Below are 24,507 nucleotides of genomic sequence, written 5' to 3' on the forward strand. Positions count from 1 at the left end.
GTGAGCAGGGTGCATCCATCTCGGCCATCACCCGATCGCTCAGCTACCGAGCCACTGCCACGCGAGTTCGAGCGTGCGGGCGTTGTCCGGCACGTCGCGGAGGAAGCGCTCGCGCCAGGTCGGGTCACTGAGCTTCTCGGCGCGCGTGAGCAGCGCCGTCCTGGCTGACGCGATCGCGGCGGTAGCCTCGGCGCGCCTTCCACTCGCGGCGAGCACCTCGGCATAGGTCAGCCGGACGAATGACTCACCTGCTTCCAGCGTACCGAACTCTGCCAGCTGCAAGCTCGCCTCGGCGGCAGCCCGCATCGCCTCGTCGATACGTCCGAGCCCGAGCAGCGCACGGGCGAGGACAGCAGAGGCGAGTACGCCGAGCGTCGGGGCGCTCTGCGAGAGCGTCACTGCGGCGCGCGCCTCGCGCTCGGCGGCATCGAACTCGCCGGCGGTGAGGACGATCTTTGCAAGATAGCTGCGAGCAAATAGCTCCACGTGTACCAGGCCCGCTGACCGGCTCGCCGACGCAGCGGACTCGGCGAGCGCCCGCGCCTCGGTCAACTGACCACGAGACGCCAGGACATGCGCGAGGTTAGCTCCAGTGCCGAGCTTCAGATCCTGCAAATGCATCCGGTCAGCCTCCACCAGCGCGGCGCGCAGCATCGAGTGCGACATCGTGAAATCGCCGAGCTCTGCGTAGATGACGCCCATGCCGACGCGTGTACTGCAAGCGTTACGACGATCACCGGCCTGCTCGTAGGCGCGGTTTGCGGCTTCCATGCCATCCAAACCAGCGACCAGATCGCCCGTGCAGACGGCATGAGTAGCGCGCGCCTCGTGAAGGTGCGCGACCGCCTCGACGTCGAGCGTATCGGTGTTCCCATAGCCGCGCTCGACAGTTTCGATCAGAGCGCGCCCCTCTGCATAGCGACCCACCAGCGTCAGTACAGTTGCGGCGCCAGCAAGACAGATAAGCTTGACGCTTTGCGCGTCGACCATGGGCACAGTGCCCGCTGCCACATTGGTCCAGCGCACGGTTTCATCGAACCGGCCCAGCTTGAATGACGCGAAGACCACGTGCGAGGTCGCCGAGTACCATTCCGTCGAACCGTACTCGAGCCGCTCAATCGCTTCGAGACCCCGCTCCAGTGCCTTGGAGACGTCACCGCGCCAGAGGTGTGCCTCAGCCTGAACCCGGCGAAGCCTGCCGGCGACTTCCGGAGCCGCCCCGCAGCCGATACCACGCTCGGCCCGCTCGATCACCGCAGGGAGGTCGCCGCCCCGGAGCGCCTCCTCGGCCGCGCGCAGGTAGGCATCGGCCGCTCGCGACGGCGCGCCGCCCATCTCGAAGTGCTCCGCCAACGCCATGGCGTCCGCAGCTCCACCTCGATCCAGCCAGTCGCCCGCAAGGCCGTGTCCGACGCGGCGGTCGCGCTCGGTGAGCATCTCGTAAGCTGCTTCTCGCACCAGCGCGTGCCGGAACTCGTACTCCACCTCACCCGCGACGCGCGCCTCGCGCTGCCGCCGGATGAGCTCTCGACGGGCGAGCTCGGTGAGCTGCCGCGCCACGGGCGCACCACCCACCAGAGCGACTACCCCGCCTTCCCAGAACGTCTCGCCAAAGACGCTCGCCGCGCGCAACACGCGACGCTCCTCGACGCCTAGCGCCGCGAGCCGCGCCTGCACCAGCGCGAGCGCCGTCTCGGGCATGCCCTCACCCCTGCCCTCGGCCACGGCACGAATCTGCTCCTCCAGCACGAACGCATTGCCCTCGGCGCGCGCGACAAGCGCTTCCACCTGCTCGGGCCCGACGCCATCGCCGAGCACCTCCCGCACGAGCCGCTCGCTCTCACGCCGGGACAGCGGCGCAAGGCGGATCCGGAGCCCGTGACGCTCGCTCCAGAGCGTCGGGAAGAGCTCGTGGACCTCCGGGCGGGCGAGCGCCAGCACGAAGAACGGCAGATTCCCGGCACGCTGGAGCGCGGCGTCGATGAGTGTCACCGTGGGCAGGTCGCCCCAGTGCAGATCCTCGAGCACGAGGAGCACCGGCTGCTGTTGGCACTCGGCCTGTACGAAATCCTCGAACGCCTCGCGGAGGCGGTCCCCCATCAGCACGGGGCTCTGGCGCGCCGCCTGGAGCTGCACATCGCCCTCGTCGGGGAAGGGCGCCCCCACCAGCTCGCCGAGGAACGCCGCGACGTGTGGGGCCTTGGCCCCGAGTTCGCCGAGCCGCTCCACCCGGGCGAGCACCTTGCGACGCCGCACCTCCAGCGGCTCGCCGTCGAGGATGCCCATCGCGCGGCGCAGCGCCTGGGCGAGGAGGCCGAACGCAGAGCCCGCCGCCATCGGATCGGCCCTGCCAATCCAGATCTCGGCGGCCTCGCTCCTCTCATGGAGGAACTCCCAGGCGAGGCGCGATTTGCCAAGACCGGGGGCGCCAACGACGACCACGGCGCTCGCGGCGGGCTCGTCCACGCAATGGCGCCACTCGGCCGCGAGCTGCAAAAGCTCGCGCTCGCGGCCCACGCACGGCGTCGGTTTGCCGAGGAGCCGGGGGACGGTGTCCGGCTCCTCCTTCGAGCCGCGGAGCCAGGCACCGTCGTCCGCCTGCGCGATCTCGAAGGACCTGGCGAGCAGGCCTGCCGTCGCGCTGTCGAGCCGGATGCCCGACTCTGGCAACCGAGCGCGCTGCGGGAAAAGCTGCACGACGCGATCGATCAGCGCCCCGACCGGCAGCCGCCCGGCGACCTCGGCCATTCCCGTGGCGATGGCCATGGGCACGCCACCGAGCTCATCCCGCAGCGCAAACGCGCAGTGGGCCGCACGCGCGGCCAGATCGGTCGGGGCCTCGGCGCCGAACAACGCGATGAGCAGCCAGTTCGACTGAAGAAGTTCGAGGCGCCCACCGTGACGCGCGGCAATCTGACGCAACGCCTCGGTGCGAGAGGCGCACTCGGCCTCGGAAAGCGTGGCGTCCGCGTCCGCGCTTCCATCAGCGGCCAGGATGACGCACATAACCCGGCGCTCAGCCGTCGTGATCTCCACGCTCGGCGCAGGCGGGTCCGCGGTCTCGCCCTCTCCGCTGGGGAGCGCTGCGCGCGCCAGAGTTGCAAGCTCCTCGGCGACAGCGGTGCCGTCGCGCGGCCGGCGCTCCGCCGACTTCGACAACATCCGGGCCACGAGGCGCTCCAGAGGCTCCGGAAGACCGTCGCGGAGCTCCCCGAGCCGTGGCGGATCTTCCAGGACGACCTTCACGAGGAGCGAGAGCGCGTTATCGCCAAGGAACGGCGGGCGCCCCGCGATGCATTCGAACAGCATGCAGCCGAGCGCGAATACATCGGCGCGGGCGTCGACCGTCGACTCGCCGCGCGCCTGCTCGGGGGCCATGTACCCGGGTGTGCCGAGGACCGCGCCGGGCGCCGTGAGGCTCCGCGCGAGCCGGATATCCCGAGCAATGCCGAAGTCGAGGAGCGTGGCGCGCTCGACGGCGCCATCTACCAGCATCAGGTTGCTCGGCTTGAGGTCGCGGTGAACGATGCCGAGCTGGTGGACCGCGCCGAGCGTTGTCGCCACCCGTGCTGCCAGGATCACGCTCTCGGCCATCGAGAGAGGTCCTTGAGCGAGCCTCTCTTCCAGGGTAATGCCGTCGAGCCACTCCATGGCAAGGTAGGGTCGCCCGGTGGCGGTCATTCCGTGCGCCACGTACTGCACGACCCCTGGCAGCCGGAGCGTGACGAGCGCCTCTGCCTCCCGCGAGAGCCGGGTCAGGTCGCGTACGTTCGTGCTCTGCAGCACCTTCAGCGCGACCGCCTCCCCCGACCGCAGGTCACGCGCACGGTAGACGTCGCCCATCCCACCGGATCCGGCGAGCCGCTCGATCTCGAACCGATCCTCGACCACGTCCGAAGCGCGCATCACCGTTCCTATGTACTTCGCGCGAACCCCGGGGTGCCTGCTTCTCGCGCGCGACCGGAACAGATCACCACAAAAGCGAGGTGATTTCCATCATCTGAGCGTTGGGTTCCCCGCGATGCCCCGGGGTCCGCGTGCCCTGATGCCACGACGCACTCTCATCCCCTCAGCAAAGCCGTAGGCCCTCGTGGAGGGAGCACGCCGCGCGGCGTGCGCACGGGCTGTTGTCTGAGCCCAATTAACGTCCTGTGTCCGGCGCGCGCAGCGCGACGGGCACAGGACGTCTCCGGCGAGTTCAGCCCGTGCGCGCGCCGCGCGGCGTGCTCCCTCCACGAGGGCCGGGCCGATCTCGATGCCGTGTTACTCCGTGGCCGCCGCCTCCCCTGCCCCGGCCGCCGCCGGCGCCGCCACCGCCTCCAGCTCGCAGCGCACCACCTGGACCTCACCGTCCGCGAGCTCCGCCCGCTCCACGAGCTCGTGCGCCCCCCCCGCCCGCACCGCCGCGAGCACATCCCCCAGCGCCGGCTTCAGCCGCGCCAGCGTCGCCGCATTCGCGCCGAACGCCAGATCCGTCACCACGCGCCCCACGCTCGCGCCGAGCTCGCTCTTTCGCTTGTTGACCGCCGCCATCGCCGCAGCCGCAAGCTCCAGGAGCCCCGCGTCCGCCGGCGCCGCGATCTCCGCGAAATCCCCCGCCGCCGGCCACTTCGCCCGGTGAATCGACCGCTGCCCCGTCTCCTCCGCATACACCCAGGCCCAGACCTCGTCGGTGATGTACGGAAGCACCGGCGCGAACAACCGCAGCAGCACCGAGAGCCCGAGCCTCAGCGCAGCCACCGCCGAGCCCCGCGCCGCATCACCAGCACCGCCCTCGCCGCGCGCCCGCGCCTTTGCCAGCTCCAGATAAGCGTCGGTGAACCAGCGCCAGAAGAAATCCTCCGTCCGCTCGAGCGCCGCCGCGAACTCCTGCGCCTCGAACGAGCGCGTCGCGTCCGCCACCACCGCCGACAGCTTGTGCAAGAACGCCCGATCCAGCTCCTCGGAGACCGGATGGACCTCCGCAGACTGGCTGAGCACGTACTTGCCCGCATTCCAGATCTTCGTCACCAGGCGCTTGCCGATCTTCAGCACCTTCTCGTCAAAGGCCGTGTCCGTGCCGAGCCGCGCGCTCGCCGACCAGTAGCGGACCGCATCCGACGAGTAGTTGTCCAGCAGGTGCATCGGCGTCACGACATTGCCCTTGCTCTTCGACATCTTCTTGCGATCGGGGTCGAGGATCCACCCCGAGATCGCGATATGACGCCACGGCACCGACGCCTCGTGCAGCATCGCCTTCGCGATCGTGTAGAACGCCCACGTCCGGATGATGTCGTGCGCCTGCGGGCGCAGATCGGCCGGGAACAGCCGCGCGTGGCGCCCCTCGTCGAGGCCCCAGTGCGAGCTGATCTGCGGCGTGAGCGAGCTCGTGAACCACGTGTCGAACACGTCGGACTCCGCCGTGAAGCCGCCCGGCTTGTCCCGCTGAGACGCATCGTACCCGGGCGGCACGTCGACCGTCGGATCGACCGGGAGCATCTCGCGCGTCGCGAGCAGCGGCCGACCGTGATCCGGGTTGCCCTCGGCGTCGAGCGGATACCAGACCGGGAACTGCACGCCGAAATACCGCTGGCGGCTGATGCACCAGTCGCCCTGGAGCCCCTCGGTCCAGTTGCGGTACCTGAGGCGCATGAAATCCGGGTGCCACTCGATCTTGTCGCCGAACTCGAGGAGCTTCTCCTTCTTGTCGGCGAGCCGGACGAACCACTGCCGCGTGGGCACGAACTCGAGCGGCTGATCGCCCTTCTCGAAGAACTTCACCGCCCGCTCGATCGGCTTCGGCTCGCCCCGCAGCGCCGGGCCTGTGCCCACCACCGCCGCGTGCTCCTCGCGGCGGAGGAGCTCGACCACGGCCGTGCGCGCCTGCTTCACCCCCTTGCCCTGGAGCGGGGCATACGCGGCGTTCGCGGCGGCCGGATCGCGGCTCTGAAAGTCGCCCTCCCCGAACGTCACGGGGAGGATACGGCCGTTCTTGCCGAGCATCTGCCGGAGCGGGAGCTTCTGCTCCCGCCACCAGATCACGTCCGTCGCGTCGCCGAAGGTACAGACCATCAGGATGCCCGTGCCCTTCTCGCGATCCACGAGCGTGCTCGGGAAGATGGGCACCGGCGCGCGGAAGATCGGCGTGAGCGCCGTCTTGCCGAAGAGGTGCTGATACCGCGGATCCTCGGGGTGCGCCGTCACGCCCACGCAGGCCGCGAGCAGCTCCGGGCGCGTCGTCGCGATGACGAGCTGCTCGCCCGTGCCCTCCACCGCGAACGCGATGTCGTGGAACGCGCCGGACTGCGGGCGATCCTCGACCTCCGCCTGGGCGACCGCGGTCTGGAAATCGACGTCCCACATCGTGGGCGCGAAGACCGAGTAGAGGTGGCCCTTCTCGTGCAGATCCAGGAACGACAGCTGCGCCGTCCTGCGGCAGTGATCATCGATGGTGGCATACTCGTACTGCCAGTCGACCGAGAGGCCCACCCGGCGGAAGAGCGCCTTGAAGACCTGCTCGTCCTCGCGCGTGACCTTGTGGCAGAGCTCGATGAAGTTCGGCCGCGACACGATGCGCGGCTGCTCCTTCTTGAGCGCCTCCGGCGCCGCCTGCGGCAGCGAGAGGCCGCGCTCGTACGGCGTGCGCACGTCCGTGCGGACGTGGAAATAGTTCTGCACGCGCCGCTCGGTGGGCAGGCCGTTGTCGTCCCAGCCCATGGGGTAGAAGATGTTGAACCCGAGCATCCGGCGCTGCCGGACGATGACGTCCGTGTGCGTGTAGCTGAAGACGTGGCCGATGTGCAGCGAGCCCGAGGCGGTCGGCGGAGGCGTGTCGACCACGAAGGTCTCCTCGCGGGGGCGCGAGGGGTCATAACGGTACGTCCCGTCGGCCTCCCACGCGTCGGCCAGGCGCTGCTCGGCGACGGGCGAGTCGAAATGCTTCGGGAGCGTCGCTGGATCGATGGTGCGGAACGTCTTCTTGGTCGTCACGTGATCACCTGCAGAACTGACCCCGCAGGTACCGCCCGCGGGGGCGCGCATCCTACGTCGTACCCAGGGTAACGCTCAAGGCGCGCCGCGTCACCGGAGGGCGATCGGCGCTCGCGTCCGCCAGAGATCGGCGGCTCCGTCCTGGAGAGGCCGCCGGCTCCGCCGCGGCGCTCGACGTGGACGCGCTCGCCGGGGCGGCGGGTCAGTCGTAGCGCTCGACGTGGACGTGCTTGCGGGGGACGCCGAGCTCGCCACGGGCGAGCTCGCGCACGAGCGAGACCATCCGATCGAGGCCGCAGATGAAGACGTGCGGGGCCGGATCCCCGCTCACCCCGGCCAGCTCCCGGTAGAGCTCGGGCACGTGCGCCTGCACGTAGCCGCGGCGGCCCGACCAGGACGGGCCGCCGCGCGAGAGCGTGATCTCGTAGCGGATCCGGTCCGAGCCGCGCGCGAGCGCCTCGAGCTCGTCGCGGTAGATGATGTCCTCCTCGAAGCGCGCGCCGAACAGGATCCACAGGTGCGCGGCTACCCCGGCGCGCAGCGACGCGTGCAGCATGCTCCGGAGCGGCGTGACGCCGGTGCCGGTGGCGACGAACAGCGAGGGCGCAGGGCTCTCGGGATCGCGCGTGAAGAGCCCGTGCGGGCCGACGGCGCGGAGCGTCGCGCCGGGCTCCAGCCGGTGCAGGTACTCCGAGCCGGCCCCGCCCTCCACCCGGGTGACCGCCAGATCGAAGCGAGGCGAGCCGTCGGGGGCAGAAGCGATCGAGTAGGCGCGCTTCACCTCACCACCCGGGAGCGGGAGGACGAGGTTGACCCATTGCCCGGCCTCGAACAGGAACGCCCTGCCGTCAGCGCGCTCGAACGAGAGCTCTCGCACGAAGGGGCTGAGAGGCCGGACGGCGACGAGGCGGGCTTCGAACGGTTCGGCTTGGATCATGATCGGGCCTCTGCGGGGCCAGCAGCTGCTGGGCCGCGCGGGTGGCGAGGTCTTACCGCAGCCCTCGCCCTGGCCCAATCACGATCGGAGCCGTCATGGCGCAGCCGGACGGCGTGGAGTCGCGGAAGTCTAGGCCTTCCGGCTCCACGCCGCCGGCGCGCACGGCCGGGCCGCCGCCCGTTCACGGCGCCCCGGCGCCGGAACGGCGGCGGATCTACCGCTGCACACCCATGCGTCGGCGCTGCGGGATGTTCAGCGCCGGCCGGGAGCGGTCCTGGTGGGGGAGCTTGCTCGGCGGGCGAGGCTCCCGGTGCGCGGGCTTCGGCGCAGGGACAGGCCCCGTCTGCGGCGGGCGCCGCTCGGGCGCCTTGGCCGAGCCGAGCTGCAGTGTGCGCTCGGGGAGAGGCGCGGGTCGCTCCGTCATAGAATCCTCCATTCGATCACTCATCACCACAGCAGAAAGAGCACCAAGGCTGAACGAACCCTTCGAAGAACCGGCTCTCATACACCCTCCATTCATCGTACGACCCAGGATTGCAGGCACACCGATGCCGCGACGGACGCTGGCTCCGGACGCCGCCCAAAGGCCGCTCGACTGGCGCTCTCGAGCGATGGACGCACCTCCACGCATCGCCGGGGCAGGGCGGTCCGCATCGCCACACGCCCCCTCGCGAGGCGCCTCAGCGCCTCGCCGTCAGGAGAGATGGCGAGTCGGCCCGCCGCGCCACGAACCATCCGGCTCGGTGCTTCGCGCGAGCGGCCAGCGAGCGAGGGGCTGCGACCGCGAGGTCAACGACCTCCAGCGCATCGGACTCGTTCGCAGTTTGGCCACGCTCCGTCCCACGAGCACACGACCCACGCCCGCGCGGAAAGGCTACGGGCGGCCGTCGTGGCTGCTCACGCGCGGCAGCAGAGGGGCGCCGTGCCTACCTGGGCATCAGGCGCTCACCCCACGGGGCCGCGTGACGGAGCGGTGGTATCAGACGAAAGTGTCCATGATTGACGCGGGCGACGCGTCGACAGCAACGCTAGCACCGGAGCCAGAGGTCGCCCAGCACTTTCTGCGTCTGTGGAGGAGAGCCGTACGCGTGCTGATCTCGCGCTGTCCTGGCAGAGCGTTCGTGTCCTCTTTTGCTTCCGCTTCTTCTCCGCCTCACGAGCCACAGGAGCTCATGCGGGCGCGCCGAGGCGCCGAGCCGCAGCTCAGAACGCGATGCGCAGCCCCACGCCGAGGGGGATCGCTCCAGGCGACGCGGCGACGGCGCCCGGACCGACGAGGAGGCGCGCGGCGGCCGGCCCGCGCGGATCGAGTCCTTTCCGCAGCACCCGCTTCTTGCCGATCACATAGAGCGGCAGGCCGACGCCAACGGCGACCACGCCCCCGGCCGCCGTCGCCAGGGCCGCCGTGTACGTGTCACGGTGCTTCGTGGCGGCCTCGTCGTGGTTCGCGGGGATCAGCACGGCGCCGGTGACGAGGGCGGCTGCTCCGAGGCTCGCGAGGACGATCCCCGAGACCATCATGACAGTGCTCTTCCGCTCGGTCGTCCGCTCCACGAAGTCGCGGAGCTCTCTCTTCGTCGCCTCGATCTCCAGCTCGATCTGGCGCCCGTGGGCGTCTCGCATGTCCTCGGAGTCAACGAAATCGTGGATGGAGTCCGCCTCGTACTTGAGTGCCTCGATCCTCGCCTCGTACGCAGCGACAGTCGCCTCCCACATCGCCTCCGGCGGGAGCCTCTCCACGGCCGGCGCGGCAGGGGGCGCGGGGGGAGCGAACGGCGGGGGCGGCGTGTGCGCCGCGCCCTCCGCCGGCGTCTGCGCGGCCGCGCTCGAGGCGAGCACCGCGCCGGCAAGGGCGAGCGCCCACGCGACGAGGCGGCGACGCACCGCGGCCGCGGAGGTGGAAGACACGCGCGCCAGGGGCGCGGGGGGATGCGCGAAACGGGAATGGACTCGTCCCATCAGCGAGCGACATACCTCAACCGTGGCGCAGGGACATCCGTCGCGTCCCGCTCGTCCGGCGTACGCGCACGATCGCGGCGCGCTCACCCCTCCCGCGGCTGGCGTTCGCGCTTGCTCCCCTCCCCGTCCCCGACCGGCCGCGCCTCGGCGGCCACGCGGAGCAGCTCCTGGAAGTGCCGCTCCACCGGGCCGAGGTCGATGCCATCCATGAACGAGGTGAACGCGAAATAGGGCAGCAGCGTCTGCCAGGCGCGCAGCCAGCCCGGCAGGTAGCGCGGCCGCTCCAGCACGCCCGCCGCGCGCAGCTCCGCCAGCACCGCGATGTCGTCGAGCGCGATCCGGCCGCAGACGAGCAGCTCCACCTCGTCGCGCAGGCCGCCGCGCAGGACCGCGGCCAGGAAGGCATAGACCTCGAGCAGGCCGGCCAGGTAACAGGCGTCCTTGGTAAAGGGCGCGCCGCCCTCGACGAGCCCGCCGCGGCAGACGCGCTGGGCGTCGAAATAGGCGTCGCGGCGCCCGGCGCCGCGCTCGCGCAGGTACCGGTAGAGATCGAGGAAGCTCGCGCCCTGCTCGGCCATGTCCACGAGCCGCACCCGCTCCGCGAGCCGGGTGAGGCGGGCGATGGAGAGCGAGCGGCTGTACAGCTCGGCGAAGATCGCGAGTCCCTCCTGCGTGCGGGTGGTGCGGGGGCCGCCCGACCGCAGGAACGCGCACCGCGGCTGCGCCGCGCCGTTGTGCGCGGTGAGCGCGTGCGTCTCCACCTCGTGGTGCCACAGCCCCTCGGCCTCCCAGGACGCGAACGTGGCCTCCGGGCGGATGCGGACGCGGCTCATGCCCGCCACCACCTTGGCCGTGATCCGCGGGTCGAGCACGATCTCGATGTCGAGCGGCGGCGTCCGCGCGGCGACGCGGGCGGCGAGCAGATCCCGGAGCGCGCCGGCGTCGAGCGGCTCCTCTTCGGGATCGCTGGCCTCGTCCCAGCCGTGGACGCGCAGGCGCGCGGTGAGGTGCTCGGCGAGGTCGATGTTGCTGAGCTCGCCGCCGAAGAACCGCGAGCGCGCGCCGCCGTAGAGCGCCCGCGACCGCTCGGCGAACTCGCGGGTCCCCGCCGCCTCGAGCAGCTCCGCGGCCTGGATCTGCGCGCGGACGTTGTCCCGCAGCCAGTCGAGCGCGGGCGCGTCGCCGTCGATCGAGCCGAGGAGCTCGCGCAGCTCGGCGATGCGCCGCGCGAGCCCGTCGCGGTCGACGCGGTGCTCGACCTCGGGGAGGTGATCCTCGCCGGCGGCGAAGAAGCGCTCCTCGACCTCGCGAGGCCAGGCGATGTCCTCGAGCAGCCGGAGCGCCTTGCCCTCGGAGAGGCGGGCGCCCACCCGATCGAGCTGCTCCAGCACGGCGCGGTCGATGCTCATGGCGCGATGCTCGCGCGAACCGCGGGGCGCGGGAAGCAGCCGGCTCGGGAACTTGCGGCTCGCCAGCGCCCGCGGGCTCTGCTGAGATCGCCCGTGCGCAGTGGTTGCGTGCCGAAGCGCCCCGGAGGCCTCCGGCAACGTGTTGTCGGCAACCAGCAGGCCTGTGCCGGGGAGGCAAGCGCGAGGGCGTGCGCCGGCGCTCCCCGTGGCCACGCCGAGCATGTTGTTCAGCTCCTCGCATCCGGGATACATTGGAGCCTGAACCTCGATGAATGATGATCCCCAGCTAGCACACTGTACAGCACGAATCGGAACGGTCCTCCGGGGCAAATGGCGCATCGATTCGCTCATCGGCGTCGGCGGGATGGCAGCGGTTTACGAGGCGACACACAGGATCGGCCGGCGCTGCGCGATCAAGATCCTCCATCCGGAAATCGCGGTCTCGAAGGAGCTTCGAGCCAGGTTCGAGCAAGAGGCGCTCGCAGTGAACCAGCTCGGTCACCCCGCGGCCGTCAATGTCCTCGACATCGATACGAGCGAAGATGGCTCGCCGTTCTTGGTGATGGAGCTGCTCGATGGTGAATCGCTCGGCAAGCGCGCCCGCGGCTCCGGCGGCATCGAGGAGCGCGAGCTGCTCCGCATTATCTCAACCGTGCTCGAAGTGCTCGATGTCGCGCACGGGCTCGGCATCGTCCATCGAGACATCAAGCCTGACAATCTGTTCTTGACCTCTCCAGGCGGCGTCAAAGTCCTCGACTTCGGGATCGCTCGAATGAAGCAGGGCGGCTCCAATGTTCATACACGCACCGGCGCGATGCTCGGGACTACACCTTACATGCCGCCCGAGCAAATCGTTGGTGGCCAGATCGATGGGCGGGCTGACGTCTTCGCCGTCGGCGCGACGATGTTTCGAATCCTTGCAAAACGCCATGTGCACGAGGGCTCCACGGAGAGCGACCTCCTCATCAAAATGGCGACACAGCCTGCGCCGGCCCTGCGCACCGTTGCCCCCTCCGTCAGCCCCGAGGTTTGCGCCATCGTCGATCGCGCGCTCGCCTTCGATCTACCGCGCCGCTATCCAACGGCCCGCGCCATGCGCGAAGACATCGAGCGAGTCTTGGGCGCCAATGCTACCCCCCACGCGCCAGCCCCAGTGTCGATCCGAGCCGACGTGTCGTCTCCAATCAGCGTCGATGCCCCGACGATGGCCGCTCCTGCTCCCGGCCGAGCGATGCAGGCACCGATGGTCGTACCCGTGCCGCCTCAATCTGCTGCAACCAGCCCACGAGCGAGCTCGAATTCGCCACTTTTGATAATTGCAGTGATTGGCTCGTTTGCTGTCGCCGTTTGCCTCGCCGCCGTCTTCTTCGTTGTTCGCTCGCAAGACTCCGCCGAAGACACTCGTGAGCGCGCGGACGCTGAGGCATCTCAAGAGGGCAAGGCGAGCGGCAGCTCTCTCACGATGGCCACGTCTTCCAGTACCAGCACGCCATCCACGCCATCCACGCCATCCTCGACCGCTGCGCCCCCATCGACGCGCCGGCCCGCCTCCGATGGCAAGTATCGCCTCCTCATCAAAGACGGCAAATATCCATTTTGCGTCACGTCAAAGCTGAAACATGCCTATCCCGTACGCACGAATGACGAGGGCGTCAAAGTGTGCAGCGGCACCCCCGATGGGCCCATTCCGATTGACGGCCTCAAAGCCTACCACCCCTCCGAGCTTCAATGGCAATAGCTCTGTGAGGAGCTGCGGCCCTATCTTGTACGGTGCCGGCATGCCGAAGAGCACGCCGCCGCCCGACTCTTCGATCACCCGCCCTCGATGCCGTCATCGCGCCTTCGGGGCGGGGCTGGAGGTTAGCGAGCTATGGCTCAATGCGCTGTGGACATCCTTGTAGGCTGAGGTCGGCGCACGGATCCAGATCCACGAACATCGCGAAATTGCACAGTTTTTCCGTGCGGAGGGTGGATTGAGCAGGATGTCCACTCGGACGGCGGTGCGGTTCCTCCGCTCTCAGCACCTTCGTGCGTGTACACTCCTCGGCATGCCAGGGACAATCCCTCCCAAGGGGCGCGCGAGCACCGACGACGTCACGGTGCCGATGCTCGGGAAACAACGCGACGCATCCGTCGTTGAGCTGACAAGCTCAGCGCTGGTGGAAGAAATCGAGACTGCGGCGCGGCCGTGGTCGGACGACGCACCCACGTTGGTGCGCTCGGACAACAATGCGCCAGCGCTGATCGGGAGCTTGATCTCGGAGCGGTACCGCGTCCACGAGCTCATCGGGGAGGGCGGCATGGGAGCCGTGTACCGCGGCGAGCAGGTGCACCTCCGCAAGCAGGTCGCGATCAAAGTCCTCCAGCCGAGCGCCCGGAACCTCCCCCAGATCGTGGCGCGGTTCGAGCGGGAGGCGATCGCGGGGGCGCATATCCAGCATCCGAACGTGGTCTCGGCAAGCGACTTCGGTCAGCTCGCGGATCGGTCGCATTTTCTCGTCCTCGAGTATGTCGAGGGCACCCCGCTCCAGGACGTGCTCGCCTCGGCACCGCTCCCCGCGCGACGCGCGCTCCACATCGCGAGGCAGATCGCGTCTGCCCTGGAGGCGGTGCACGCGAAGGGGATCGTGCACCGCGATGTGAAGCCGCAGAACATCCTCCTCGGCGCCCGTGATCAGGTGAAGCTCATCGATTTCGGCCTCGCCAAGGTGAACGTAGAGCTCCTGTCCACCGAAAGCCGCGAGGCCGCGGGCAAAGGCCAGGACCTCACCGCTGCCGACCAGGTCCTCGGCACGCTCAGTTATCTCGCGCCGGAGGCCGTGCGCGGCATGGATGCCGTCGATGCTCGCGCAGATCTTTATGCGCTTGGAATCATCTTGTACGAAATGCTGTCCGGGAGAAGCCCGTTCGACGCGAGCGACGGCCAATCTTCCTTCCGGCGGCGGCTCATCGAGGATGCGCCCCCGCTCCGCCAGCGTGCTCCGGGATCAGGTATCCGCCCCGAAGTGGAGGCGTTCGTGATGCGGCTCGTCCAGCGAGACCCGATCCAACGCTATCCGACGGCTACCAGCGTGATCGCGGCCATCGACGGGGCCATTGCGGTGATGGAGGGTGCGTCGAGGCAGATCGAGCCGACCGTTGCGATGCACCCCGGTGCTCCGGGGCACCAGACGAGCGCGACATCGCTCGCGTCCAGGTGGACCTCGCCGGCGATGAAGCCGTGGCTCATTGCGTCCATCGTCGTATCGCTCTTGCTCAGCGTCGCGCTCTTGATCGCCATCCTGCTCAGCTGACAGAGACTCAAAAAGGCCACTCAGCCGGGGCAAGGGGCTCCGCACGCCATGACGTTGCCAGGACAGGCTTCTATCGGCCCGAGACACGTGCCGATGACGCAATCGGAGCCAGGCGTGCAGTACACCAAACAGGGAGCGCTCGTCATGCAATTGACCGAGCAATCACCTTCGCACCAGATCTTGTGCATCCCCGATCCCATGCAGTTCACCAGCGCGTCTCGGCGCGCCCCGATGTCGCAGACGCTTCCCTCCTGACAAGCGATCTGGCACGGTTCATCGCACACGTGATCGCAGTCGTTTGTCTGCATGCAGCTGGTCCGCTGCGACGCGCCGCGCCCTTCCTCGGGGCCGCGGCTCGATGGGCCAGGGAGGCGAGCTCTTGTGTCGCCCTTCTTCTCGGGGCCGGGATCCGGAGCCTTTGCCAGGAGGCGATCCGCCGCCGGGCCACCGGGAGCCTTGGCGGGCGGTGAGGCCGCCGGTCGCTGCGCGCCGGTCGCCCCCGGCGATCTCGCGTCGGGCTCGACGTGCACCGCACGGAGAACCACGGCGGCGAGCACGCCTGCGGCGAGCAGCGGGAACGCCAGCACGGCCCACCGCAGCCTCCGTCCACGTACCGTGGTCGCCGTCCACTGCGTCGCCTGGGTGAACGCCGATGCGGCCGAGGAAGGGGCGAGCCCCTGGGGCATCCACACCGTCGTGGCGGTGCTGAGCGGATCTGCCGCGGGGGCCCCGGCCGCGCCGAACCGCAGGGCAAAAGCGGGCGGTTGACCGGCCAGGACCGCGCGCACGTCCTGCTGCATGACCGTCGCGCTCGGGTAGCGCTCGCCTCGATCGAACGCGAGCGCGCGATCGACGACGGCGCACACCCACTGCGGGGTCTCCGGAGCGACGCTCGCGAGCGGCGGCGCAGGCAGCGTGGCCATCTTGACGACCAGATCGGTGTCAGAGCTCGCGTCATGGATGCGCCGCTTCGTGATCAGGCGAAACATCGTCGCTCCGACCGCGAACAGGTCGGCACGCGCATCGATCTCGTCGCCTCTGACTTGCTCCGGTGGCATGTAGGCGACCGTGCCGAGCGTCGTTCCCGTGCGCGTCCGAACGTAGTCGGCCGCGGCCTGCCTGACACGGGCGACGCCGAAGTCGAGCACCTTCAGGCGCCCGTCGCGGAGGCGGAACAGGTTGTCTGGCTTGATGTCGCGGTGGATGATGCCGTGCGCATGGGCCGCGACCAGCACGTCCAGCAGCCCGTCCACCATGGCCAGCAGCTCGGCCATGTCCATCCTGCCCAGGCGCCTGGCGTACGAGGCGAGCGACTCACCATCGAGCAGCTCCATGACGAGGAACGGGCAGCCGTCCGCTGTCGTGTCGATATCGCGTATTTCCACCGCGCCGGGATGGACGAATCGATTGACGGCTTGCGCTTCCTGATCGAACCGCGCACGCAGCTCGGGCATGCGCGCGATCTCGGGGTGGAGGATCTTGATGGCATCTCGCCGCCCGATCTTGTGCGCGCCGACGTAGACAGCGGCCATGCCGCCCGAGCCCAACAACCGCTCGATCGTCCACTTCCCGCACAGCACTGTGCCGACTCTGCGCTGCAGTTCCTGGTCGTCCATATCCGGGTTCAGGTTTGCTAATTCGCCGAACGGAGTCCTCGCGGCGCCCCAGCACCGCCCGTCGCCCATCCTATCCGATGGGCCGTGGCGTCGTGACCGCGCGACGTTGTCGTGACCGCGCGACACTCGGCGTGCCGTCCCGGGTGTGTCGCCGGCCGAGCTCGGCCGCAGACCGACCAGGCCGACCCAACGTGCCCGAGTCGACACCAGCGCCCTGCCCTCGCCGCGCGTGCCGCGCCGCGAGGGAGCGTGACCGTGGATCCGCCCGAAAGCCGATGGTACCGTCGCCGCGATGTCGGGGAGCGTGGACCAGCTCGAGGAACACCGCGCGGCGCTCACCGGGCACTGCTACAGGATGCTCGGTTCCGTGGTCGACGCCGACGACGCCGTCCAGGAGACCATGGTGCGCGCCTGGCGGAGCCTCGACAAGTTCGACGGGCGATCGTCGCTGCGCACCTGGCTGTACCGCATCGCGACGAACGTCTGCCTCGACGCGCGGGCCGATCGCGCGCGCCGGGCGCGCCCGCTCGAGGAAGGCCCTGTCGGCACCGTGGACGACGAGCTCCAGACGCGCCCGCGCGCGCACTGGCTGGAGCCCGTCCCCGACGCGCACGCCCTCCCGGCGGACATCGACGCCGCGGAGCGGGTGGTGCTCCGCCAGAGCATCCGCCTCGCGTTCGTCGCGGCGCTCCAGCACCTGCCGCCGAAGCAGCGCGCCGCGCTGCTGCTCACGGAGGTGCTCGGGTGGTCCGCCGCGGAGGTCGCCGACAGCCTCAGCACCTCGGTCGCCGCGATCAACAGCGCGCTCCAGCGCGCGCGGGCGACGCTCGCGAGCCGCGATCTCGACGACGTGCGCGCCACGCTGCCGGAGCCGCAGTCGGCGCTGGTCGACCGCTACGTCACCGCCTTCGAGCAGTACGACGTGGACCGGCTCGCGGCGCTGCTGCACGAGGACGCGACCCTGTCGATGCCGCCGTTCACCCTCTGGCTCCGCGGCCCCGACGCCATCCGCGCGTGGCTGCTGGGCCGGGGCGCGGGCTGCCGCGGGTCGCGGCTCGTGCCGACGGCCGCCTGCGGCTCGCCGGCGTTCGGCCAGTACCGCCCAGCGCCGGAGGGCGGCCACCGGGCCTGGGCGCTCATCGTGCTCGAGCTCACGGGGGACCGCATCGCCAGCATGACGTCCTTCCTCGACACCGAGACGCTCTTCCCGCGGTTCGGCCTGCCTCTCGAGCTCCCCGCGTAGCCCCCGCGCCCGGCCGGATCGGGGCGGCGATCTTTTTTTCCGGTCGACCGATGAGTCCCGGCGCAGGCGGGGGTCTATGGGGTGAACTCCGGCACGACGGCCCTCATGGACGCGATCGTGGCCGGCATCACCCGATGTCCATGCTCGAACAGGAGAAGAGGACCATGACAACGAACAGCGCTCGCAAGATCTTCGTCAACCTGGCCGTCCGCGACCTGAAGCGGTCGATGGAGTTCTTCGCGAAGCTCGGCTTCGAGTTCAACCCGCAGTTCACGGACAACAACGCCGCCTGCATGATCGTCAGCCAGGAAGCCTTCGTGATGCTCCTCGTGGAGCCGTTCTTCAAGGGTTTCACGAAGAGGGAGATCTGCAACACGAGCACGCACACGGAGGGGATGTTCGCGCTCTCGTGCAGCAGCCGGGCCGAGGTCGACGAGATCGTGAAGAAGGCGATCGCGGCGGGCGGGTCGCACGCCATGGATCCGCAGGATCACGGCTTCATGTACGGCTGGAGCTTCTACGACATCGATGGTCACCACTGGGAGGTCGTCTGGATGGCCCCCGAGGCGATCCAGTCGTAGCCGGCGCCTCGACGAAGGAGAAGGAGGAGAGCCATGGTCGAGAGCCAAACAGCGAACAGCGATAGCTTCCAGGTCACGACGCCGTCGGCGGACGAGGTCCGCATGACGCGCCTGTTCAACGCGCCGAGGCACCTCGTGTTCGAGGCGATGACGAAGCCCGAGCACATCAAGCGGTGGTGGGGCTGTCTGGGCGAGGGCTACTCGGTGCCCGTCTGCGAGATGGACCTCCGGCCGGGCGGCAAGTGGCGCTTCGTGAACCGCCACCCCGGGGGCGAGGCCGCCTTCCACGGCGAGAACCAGGAGATCTCGCCGGCGAGCCGGCTCGTGTTCACCGAGATCTTCGAGCAGTTTCCGGACACCGTCTCGGTGGTGACGGCGGTCTTCACCGACGAGGGCGAAAAGACGCGGCTCACGGCCACGGTGCGCTATCCGTCGACGGAAGTGCGCGACATCGTCCTCGCGTCCGGGATGCCCAAGGGCGCGGGCATCAGCTACGACCGCCTCGAAGCGCTCGTTGCGCAGCTGCAGCAGCGATGAGCCGACCGGCCGGCGGTGAGCGGGCGCGGCGCTGCCAGCCTGCGCTCGCTCACGCGCGGCGCTCGGCGAGCACCTGCCGCAGCGTCGCGCCGCCCACGGGCTTCGTGAGGTGCAGGTCGAAGCCGGCCTGCCTCGACCTGGCCTGGTCCTCGGGTCCACCGTAGCCCGAGATCGCCACCAGGTAGAGCGCGTCGCCCCCGGGCGCGGCCCGCGCCCGGCGGGCGACCTCGTGGCCATCGATGCCCGGCAAGCCGATGTCAATGAAGGCCACATCGGGGCGCAGCTCCAGCAGCTTCGTCACGCCGTCCAGCCCGTCCACCGCCACCGTCACCTCGTGCCCCAGGGCCTCGATGAACTCGCACATCACCCGGCGCACGTCCTCCACGTCCTCCACGACGAGCACCCGGCGCCGCTCGGCGGTCTCCGCTGGCGGCGGGGCGGCGGGCGGCCCGGCGCCCGGCGCGAGCGGCAGCGCCGCGGCCGGCGCGAGCGGGGGCGCCGCGCCCGGCGCGAGCGGCAGCGCCGCGCCCCGGCCGAGCGGAAGGCGCACGATGAACTCGCTGCCCTGGCCCGGTCCGGCGCTCTCCGCGACGACGCTGCCGCCGTGCATCTCCACCAGCCGCCGCACCAGCGTGAGCCCGAGGCCCAGCCCGCCCGTGCTGCGGTCGATGGTCTGATCGACCTGCGTGAAGAGCTCGAACACCCGCTCGAGCATCGCCGCCGGGATGCCGCGGCCCGTGTCGCGCACCCGCAGCACGGCCTCGGGCGCGCCGCCCGCCGCCTCGCGGGTCAGCCGCACCGCGATGGCCCCCTCCGGCGGCGTGTACTTCGCGGCGTTCGTCAGGAGGTTCGTGACCACCTGCTCCAGCCGCGTGGCGTCGGCCTGCATGCCGAAGTCCCCCGGCCCGACCTCGACCGAGAGCGCGTGGCGCCGCGCCTCCACGGCCGGTCTCACCGCGGCGGCGGCGTTCCGCACCGCCGCCGCGAGATCGACGTCCTCCAGGCGCAGCTCCACCGTGCCGCGCGTGATGCGCGACACGTCGAGGAGATCGTCCACCAGGCGCACGAGGTTGCCCACCTGCCGCCGGGCGATCTCGCGGTAACGCGCCGATCTGGGCGCTTCGCCCGCCAGATCGCCGAGCAGCGTGAGCGACAGGCTGATGGCGGCCAGGGGGTTGCGGAGCTCGTGCGCGAGCATCGCGAGGAACTCGTCCTTGCGCTGATCGGCGAGCCTCAGCGCCTTGACGAGCGCCTCCACGCGCCGGCGGGCGCTCACCTGGTCGGTCACCTCGAAGGCGAACACGAAGATGCCCTCGATCGCCCTGTCGCGGTCGCGCATCGGCTGGAAGACGAAGTTGAAGAAGCACTCCTCCGTCGTGCCATTGCCCTGGCGGTCGAGCCGCACGGCGAGCTCCTTTCCCACGAAGGGCTCACCGGTGCGGGTCACGGTGTCGAGGAGATCCGGGATGGATTGACCCTCGAGCTCGGGCAGGGCGGCCAGGATGGGCTTGCCCACTTGCGCTCGCCCGCCGACGAGCTGCTGGTAGAGCGGGTTGACCACCTCGAAGACGTGCTCCGGCCCGCGGAGGATGGCGATGGGACCCGGGGCCTGCATGAAGAGGTCGTTCAGGTACTGGCGCTGCCCCTCGGCTTCCCGCCGCCGGCGCGCGAGCTCCACGTGGATGCGGACCCGCGCGAGGAGCTCCTTCGCGGAGAACGGCTTCACGAGGAAGTCGTCGGCGCCGGCCCCGAGGCTGTCGACGCGCACCTCCTCGCCCGCGCGCGCGGAGAGCATCATCACGGCGACGCCGCGGGTGCGCTCGTCGGCGCGCAGCGCCTTGAGCAGGCCGAAGCCGTCGAGCCGCGGCATCATCACGTCGGTGAGCACGAGGTCCGGGACGTGGGCGCGGGCGCTCTCCAGCGCGGACTGACCGTCGGCCACGGTCTCCACCGTCCACCCCTCGGCGAGGAGCAGCCGAAGCACGTAGTCGCGCATGTCCGCGTTGTCGTCCGCGACGAGGATGTGCCCTGGCTGCTTCGGGGCCGGGCGCTCCTCCGCCGGCAGCGCATCCGGCGCCCGCCCGTCGCGCCCCCACTGCGCGGCCTCGTCGAGGAAGGGCGCCGCGCCGCGCGCCTCCGTGGCCGGCGCGGGGGCGAGGTCGATGCGATCCGCGGGCAGGTGCGCCTTCCCGAGCGGGATCGCGACCGAGAAGCGGCTGCCCGCGCCGAGGCGGCTCTCCACGGCCACGCTGCCGCCGTGGAGCTTCGCGAGCTCCCGCACCAGCGCGAGGCCGATGCCGCTGCCCTCGTAGCTGCGGCCCCTGGCCCCCTCGACGCGGTAGAACCGATCGAACACGCGCGGCAGCTCCGCCTCCGGGATGCCGGTGCCCGTGTCCTCGACCGACAGGACGACCCGCCCGCCGGCGTCTTCCAGCGTTACCCGGACGCCCCCCGCGAAGGTGAACTTGTAGGCGTTCGAGATGAGGTTGAGCACGATCTTCTCCCAGAGCTCGCGGTCGACGTAGGCCGGCTCGGAGAGGGGCGGGCACTCCACCGTGAGGGCGAGGCCGGCCCGATCCATGAGCGAGCGGAACGAGCTCGCGAGCTCCGCGGTGAAGGAGCCGAGGTCGGTAGGCTGGTAGCTCGCCTGGATGCGGCCCGCCTCGATGCGCGAGAAGTCGAGCAGCGTGTTGACGAGCCGGAGGAGCCGGAGGCTGTTGCGGTGGATGATCGCGAGGCGGTCGCGCTGCGGCGCGGGCAAGGGGTGCTCGGCGTCCGAGAGGCCGTCCTCGACGGGGCCCAGGATCAGCGTGAGCGGCGTGCGGAACTCGTGGCTGATGTTGCTGAAGAACACCGTCTTGGCGCGGTCGAGCTCGGCGAGCGCATCCAGCCTGTGCCGCTCCTCCTCGCTGGCCCGGGCGTTCTGGAGGGCCGCCGCGCCGTGGCCGGCCAGGAGCCGCAGGAAGCGGCGGTAGTCGTCGTCCAGCACCAGCCGGGGGCTGGCGCCCGCGATGAGGAAGCCTGCCGGCCGGCCGCCGGCGCCGGCGCGGGGGAGCGGCAGCACCACCGCCTGGCGAGGGGCGTCCGGCCATGGCCCTCCTGGAAGGGAGCCGATACCTGCGGGCAGCTCCGACAGATCCACCTCCACGTCCTCGCGCAGCGCGCGGTGCAGCGGCCACACCGCGCCGGCCGCCGCGCCGAGCCCCACCACCGCCGGCGCCGCCGCGTGGCCTGGGTCGAGCCCGGCGGTCCCTGCGAGGCGCGCGGGCGCGCCGTTGTCGACGAGATAGAGCAGGGCGAAGGGCACGTCGCGCCCGGCCTCTGCCAGCGTCTCCATCATCACCCGACAGACATCCTGAACGCTCCTGGCATCAGCCGCCCTGGCCGCCAGCGTCCCGAGGACCTGCAGCCGTCGCTGTCCAAGGATGTACCCTGTGCTCTCGGAGCACGCGACGAGGATACCCGCGACAGCGCCCCTCTCGTCCCGGATGGGGCTCTGACCGTAGCTGAAGTAGCACTCCTCCATGAAGCCGTGCCGATCGAGGACGAGCAGGCCATCGCGGACGTAGGTGGCCCCTCCCGCGAAGACCTTCTCGATCATCGGCTCGATGATCTCCCAGATCTCCTTCCAGCACTCGCGGCCCGCTTGGCCCATGGCGGCCGGGTGCTTCTTGGACCCGAGGATCGGGCGGTAGGCGTCGTTGTAAAACTGGATCAGCTCCCGACCCCACCAGAGGAACATGGGGTGTTCGGACGAGAGCAGGATGGACAGCGCCGTCCGCAGCGACTGGGGCCATGCTTCGACCGGGCCGAGCGCCGTCTGCGACCAGTCGATCGAGCGTATCAGCGCCCCCATCTCCCCGCCGCCCGCGAGCGCGCCGCCGGCCGGATCCGGCCCAGCCCCGGCGCTCGCTTCCTCGACGCGCCCCACGCCGGTCCGCTCCTTGACGCGGTCGCGCTGGCCGGTGCGCTGTCTCGTCATGGCGAACACCTGCTTTCTTACCACAGCCGAGTCCAGCCATCCTGCGCGCCGCCATGCTGGGGACGGTCGCCCGCTCGGCTCAACGACCCTCTCGATGCGTACCGCGTAGATACGCCGGCCCAGCCCCATCGGGGCGAGTGAATTTCCTTGACACGTCAATCACTCCACCGCCTGCGGGACATCTCCGTGGCCCCCTCGCAGAAGCTCGCGCCCGCTTTCACCATCTTCTGAAATCATGCGCGGCCCTCCGATGGCCGAATGAATATTTACAGAACTCCGCAAAGGCAACTCCGGCGGGAGCGCTTGCCCGAGCCAAACAATCGGTCTAAGCTATCTCGCATAACTTCGGAGGCCGAAACCGGCCTCCCATTGCAAAAGGAGCGTCCATGCGTCGTCTCAGCCCTGCTGCCCGCGTTCGGTACTTCTTCGCTGCCCTGACCGCTGGCGCAGCGATGTTGGGCACCACTGCCCTGCTAGTCCCCTCGAGCGAGGCGGCGCCCGGGGGGAACTGCACCTATTACAGCGACGAGAGCTACACCACCGTCGTCGGCCAGTACGGCCGCGACTGCTGCAACAACCGGATCGCGTGGGGCACCACGACGCAGCACTACGAGTGCGGCGGGTGCTTCAGCTGTACCCCGCCTCCTCGCTGAGGGAAGCGCGCCGGTGATGGGCGGCCGGCTCGACGGCCGCCTTATCCATGTCACGGCCCGTGATCGATCCGAGAGGATGCTTCAGGTCGGCATGAACAAGAACCGTTCTTCTCGATGGCTGTACGGCACCGCCTGGATCGCGCTCGGAATCGTGGCCCTCCCCGGCTGCTCTGGCCGAGTGGACGGGGGCGACGATGCACCGAGCGGCTCGTCGAGCGCTGGCGGCTCGTCGAGCGCGGGCGGCCATGGCGGCAACGCTGGAACGACGGGCGCCGGCGGAGCTGGCACGGGCAGCACGAGCGCCGTTGGCTCTGGTGCAGGCAGCTCGTCGAGCGCGGGCGGCTCAGGTGACGGCGGCTCCGGAGGCTCTGGGACGATCAGCGCCGGGGTCGGCGGCTCTGGCGACGGGTCGGGCGGATCGAGCAGCACGAGCACCGGCAAGTTCGTCGGCAACATCACGACGGACCGCGCCGTGCGCGACGGCTTCGTCCGGTACTGGAACCAGATCACGCCCGAGATCGAGGGCAGGTGGAGCGCCGTCGAGGCGTCCCGCGGCGAGCGAGACTGGAGCAGGCTCGACGCAATCTACAAGTACGCACAGGACAACGACATCCCGTTCACGCAGTCCTCCTTCGTGTGGGGAGCCACGCCCCCGAGCTGGCTAGGGCGTCTCCCCGCGGAGGAGCAACGGCAGGCCGTGAGGGACTGGATGCAGGGGTTCTGTCAGCGGTACCCCGCAACGAAGTACATCGTCGTCGTGAACGAGCCGCCGCCCAACTCCACGCCTTCCTTCAAGAACGCGATCGGCGGCGACGGCGAGAGCGGCCATGACTGGATCGTCAACTCCTTCAAGTGGGCTCGCGAGTTCTGCCCGGGCGCGACCCTGATCCTCAACGACTACAACATCATCGAGTACGAGAGCGAACACGACCGTTTCGTGGTGATGCTGAACGCGGCGCTGAAAGCGGGCGCCCCGATCGACGCCGTCGGCGCGGAGGCCCACGACGTGTACAAGAAGGACGCCGGCACCGTGAAGGGCTTCCTCGACAGGTTCGCCGCCATGGGCCTGCCCGTGTACATCACAGAGCTCGACATCGATCTCGCGGACGACGACGAGCAGCGCAGGGTGATGGAGGAGCAGTTCACGATGCTCTACAACCACACCGCCGTCAAAGGCATCACCTTCTACGGTTACATCGTCGGCTCCACCTGGCGGAGCAACACGGGCCTCATGCACCCGGACAGCACGATGCGGCCGGCCATGGCCTGGCTGATGGACTTCCTCGGTCGCGGCCAGTGATCCCTCCTGCGTGGTGAGCGCTCGCGAG

Annotated in this window: 15 protein-coding genes; 7 read left to right on the top strand and 8 right to left on the bottom strand. The window is 70.0% G+C overall.

Annotated features, from left to right (window positions below):
- Positions 1-39: 39 nt before the first annotated feature.
- The 6 genes from WME79_RS28660 to WME79_RS28685 form a co-directional block, all read right to left on the bottom strand.
- Positions 40-3,906, bottom strand: a complete 3,867-nt coding sequence (locus WME79_RS28660; RefSeq protein WP_437521155.1) for a protein kinase domain-containing protein — start codon at positions 3,904-3,906, stop codon at positions 40-42.
- 357 nt (positions 3,907-4,263) lie between these two features.
- The gene (valS, locus tag WME79_RS28665) at positions 4,264-6,969 is read right to left on the bottom strand and encodes a valine--tRNA ligase (protein ID WP_437521158.1); all 2,706 of its coding nucleotides are present in this window, start codon (positions 6,967-6,969) and stop codon (positions 4,264-4,266) included.
- A 202-nt stretch (positions 6,970-7,171) separates the two neighbouring features.
- Complete coding sequence (locus WME79_RS28670; protein ID WP_437521161.1) at positions 7,172-7,906, bottom strand: ferredoxin--NADP reductase; 735 nt, start codon at positions 7,904-7,906, stop codon at positions 7,172-7,174.
- Between the two features lie 214 nt (positions 7,907-8,120).
- Complete coding sequence (locus WME79_RS28675) at positions 8,121-8,330, bottom strand: hypothetical protein (RefSeq protein WP_437521162.1); 210 nt, start codon at positions 8,328-8,330, stop codon at positions 8,121-8,123.
- Between the two features lie 779 nt (positions 8,331-9,109).
- The gene (locus tag WME79_RS28680) at positions 9,110-9,814 is read right to left on the bottom strand and encodes a hypothetical protein (RefSeq protein WP_437521165.1); all 705 of its coding nucleotides are present in this window, start codon (positions 9,812-9,814) and stop codon (positions 9,110-9,112) included.
- 134 nt (positions 9,815-9,948) lie between these two features.
- Complete coding sequence (locus WME79_RS28685) at positions 9,949-11,274, bottom strand: flavohemoglobin expression-modulating QEGLA motif protein (protein ID WP_437521167.1); 1,326 nt, start codon at positions 11,272-11,274, stop codon at positions 9,949-9,951.
- A gap of 268 nt (positions 11,275-11,542) precedes the next feature.
- Between WME79_RS28685 and WME79_RS28690 the strand changes: the two genes are divergently transcribed.
- Together WME79_RS28690 and WME79_RS28695 are read left to right on the top strand one after the other, a co-directional pair.
- Entirely contained in the window at positions 11,543-13,012 is a 1,470-nt protein-coding gene (locus WME79_RS28690) for a serine/threonine protein kinase (RefSeq protein WP_437521169.1), read from the top strand.
- A 421-nt stretch (positions 13,013-13,433) separates the two neighbouring features.
- Complete coding sequence (locus WME79_RS28695) at positions 13,434-14,567, top strand: serine/threonine-protein kinase (protein WP_437521171.1); 1,134 nt, start codon at positions 13,434-13,436, stop codon at positions 14,565-14,567.
- Positions 14,568-14,587: 20 nt separating this feature from the next.
- Here the strand turns inward: WME79_RS28695 and WME79_RS28700 are convergent, their stop codons facing one another.
- Positions 14,588-16,252, bottom strand: coding sequence for a serine/threonine protein kinase (locus WME79_RS28700; RefSeq protein WP_437521173.1), 1,665 nt, complete (start codon positions 16,250-16,252; stop codon positions 14,588-14,590).
- Between the two features lie 223 nt (positions 16,253-16,475).
- Here WME79_RS28700 and WME79_RS28705 point away from each other — a divergent pair, with 223 nt between their 5' ends.
- From WME79_RS28705 to WME79_RS28715, 3 genes are all read left to right on the top strand, one after another.
- Positions 16,476-17,426: a sigma-70 family RNA polymerase sigma factor gene (locus tag WME79_RS28705; protein ID WP_437521176.1), complete on the top strand. Its 951-nt coding sequence runs from the start codon at positions 16,476-16,478 to the stop codon at positions 17,424-17,426.
- A gap of 164 nt (positions 17,427-17,590) precedes the next feature.
- Entirely contained in the window at positions 17,591-18,007 is a 417-nt protein-coding gene (locus WME79_RS28710; protein ID WP_437521179.1) for a VOC family protein, read from the top strand.
- 33 nt (positions 18,008-18,040) lie between these two features.
- Positions 18,041-18,544 (top strand): SRPBCC family protein, encoded by a 504-nt coding sequence (locus tag WME79_RS28715; RefSeq protein WP_437521181.1) that lies wholly within the window; start codon positions 18,041-18,043, stop codon positions 18,542-18,544.
- A 49-nt stretch (positions 18,545-18,593) separates the two neighbouring features.
- On the opposite strand, the gene WME79_RS28720 is transcribed toward WME79_RS28715, so the two are convergent.
- A complete protein-coding gene (locus WME79_RS28720) occupies positions 18,594-22,526 on the bottom strand; it encodes an ATP-binding protein (RefSeq protein WP_437521183.1) in 3,933 nt (1,310 codons plus the stop codon).
- A 386-nt stretch (positions 22,527-22,912) separates the two neighbouring features.
- On the opposite strand from WME79_RS28720, the gene WME79_RS28725 reads away from it, so the two are divergent.
- Both WME79_RS28725 and WME79_RS28730 read left to right on the top strand, forming a co-directional pair.
- Positions 22,913-23,179, top strand: coding sequence for a DUF6289 family protein (locus tag WME79_RS28725; protein ID WP_437521185.1), 267 nt, complete (start codon positions 22,913-22,915; stop codon positions 23,177-23,179).
- Between the two features lie 91 nt (positions 23,180-23,270).
- Positions 23,271-24,479: an endo-1,4-beta-xylanase gene (locus WME79_RS28730; RefSeq protein ID WP_437521187.1), complete on the top strand. Its 1,209-nt coding sequence runs from the start codon at positions 23,271-23,273 to the stop codon at positions 24,477-24,479.
- The last annotated feature ends 28 nt before the right edge of the window (positions 24,480-24,507 follow it).

The sequence above is a fragment of the Sorangium sp. So ce726 genome (assembly GCF_051521405.1).
In the GTDB taxonomy this organism is placed as follows: Bacteria; Myxococcota_A; Polyangia; order Polyangiales; family Polyangiaceae; genus Sorangium.

What these genes read in the sequence shown, in the direction of transcription:
- WME79_RS28660 (WP_437521155.1), bottom strand. Translation starts at nt 3,906, where the DNA reads ATGCGCGCTTCGGACGTGGTCGAGGATCGGTTCGAGATCGAGCGGCTC.
- WME79_RS28670 (WP_437521161.1), bottom strand. Translation starts at nt 7,906, where the DNA reads ATGATCCAAGCCGAACCGTTCGAAGCCCGCCTCGTCGCCGTCCGGCCT.
- WME79_RS28675 (WP_437521162.1), bottom strand. Translation starts at nt 8,330, where the DNA reads ATGACGGAGCGACCCGCGCCTCTCCCCGAGCGCACACTGCAGCTCGGC.
- WME79_RS28685 (WP_437521167.1), bottom strand. Translation starts at nt 11,274, where the DNA reads ATGAGCATCGACCGCGCCGTGCTGGAGCAGCTCGATCGGGTGGGCGCC.
- WME79_RS28690 (WP_437521169.1), top strand. Translation starts at nt 11,543, where the DNA reads ATGAATGATGATCCCCAGCTAGCACACTGTACAGCACGAATCGGAACG.
- WME79_RS28700 (WP_437521173.1), bottom strand. Translation starts at nt 16,252, where the DNA reads ATGGGCGACGGGCGGTGCTGGGGCGCCGCGAGGACTCCGTTCGGCGAA.
- WME79_RS28705 (WP_437521176.1), top strand. Translation starts at nt 16,476, where the DNA reads ATGTCGGGGAGCGTGGACCAGCTCGAGGAACACCGCGCGGCGCTCACC.
- WME79_RS28710 (WP_437521179.1), top strand. Translation starts at nt 17,591, where the DNA reads ATGACAACGAACAGCGCTCGCAAGATCTTCGTCAACCTGGCCGTCCGC.
- WME79_RS28715 (WP_437521181.1), top strand. Translation starts at nt 18,041, where the DNA reads ATGGTCGAGAGCCAAACAGCGAACAGCGATAGCTTCCAGGTCACGACG.
- WME79_RS28720 (WP_437521183.1), bottom strand. Translation starts at nt 22,526, where the DNA reads ATGACGAGACAGCGCACCGGCCAGCGCGACCGCGTCAAGGAGCGGACC.
- WME79_RS28725 (WP_437521185.1), top strand. Translation starts at nt 22,913, where the DNA reads ATGCGTCGTCTCAGCCCTGCTGCCCGCGTTCGGTACTTCTTCGCTGCC.
- WME79_RS28730 (WP_437521187.1), top strand. Translation starts at nt 23,271, where the DNA reads ATGAACAAGAACCGTTCTTCTCGATGGCTGTACGGCACCGCCTGGATC.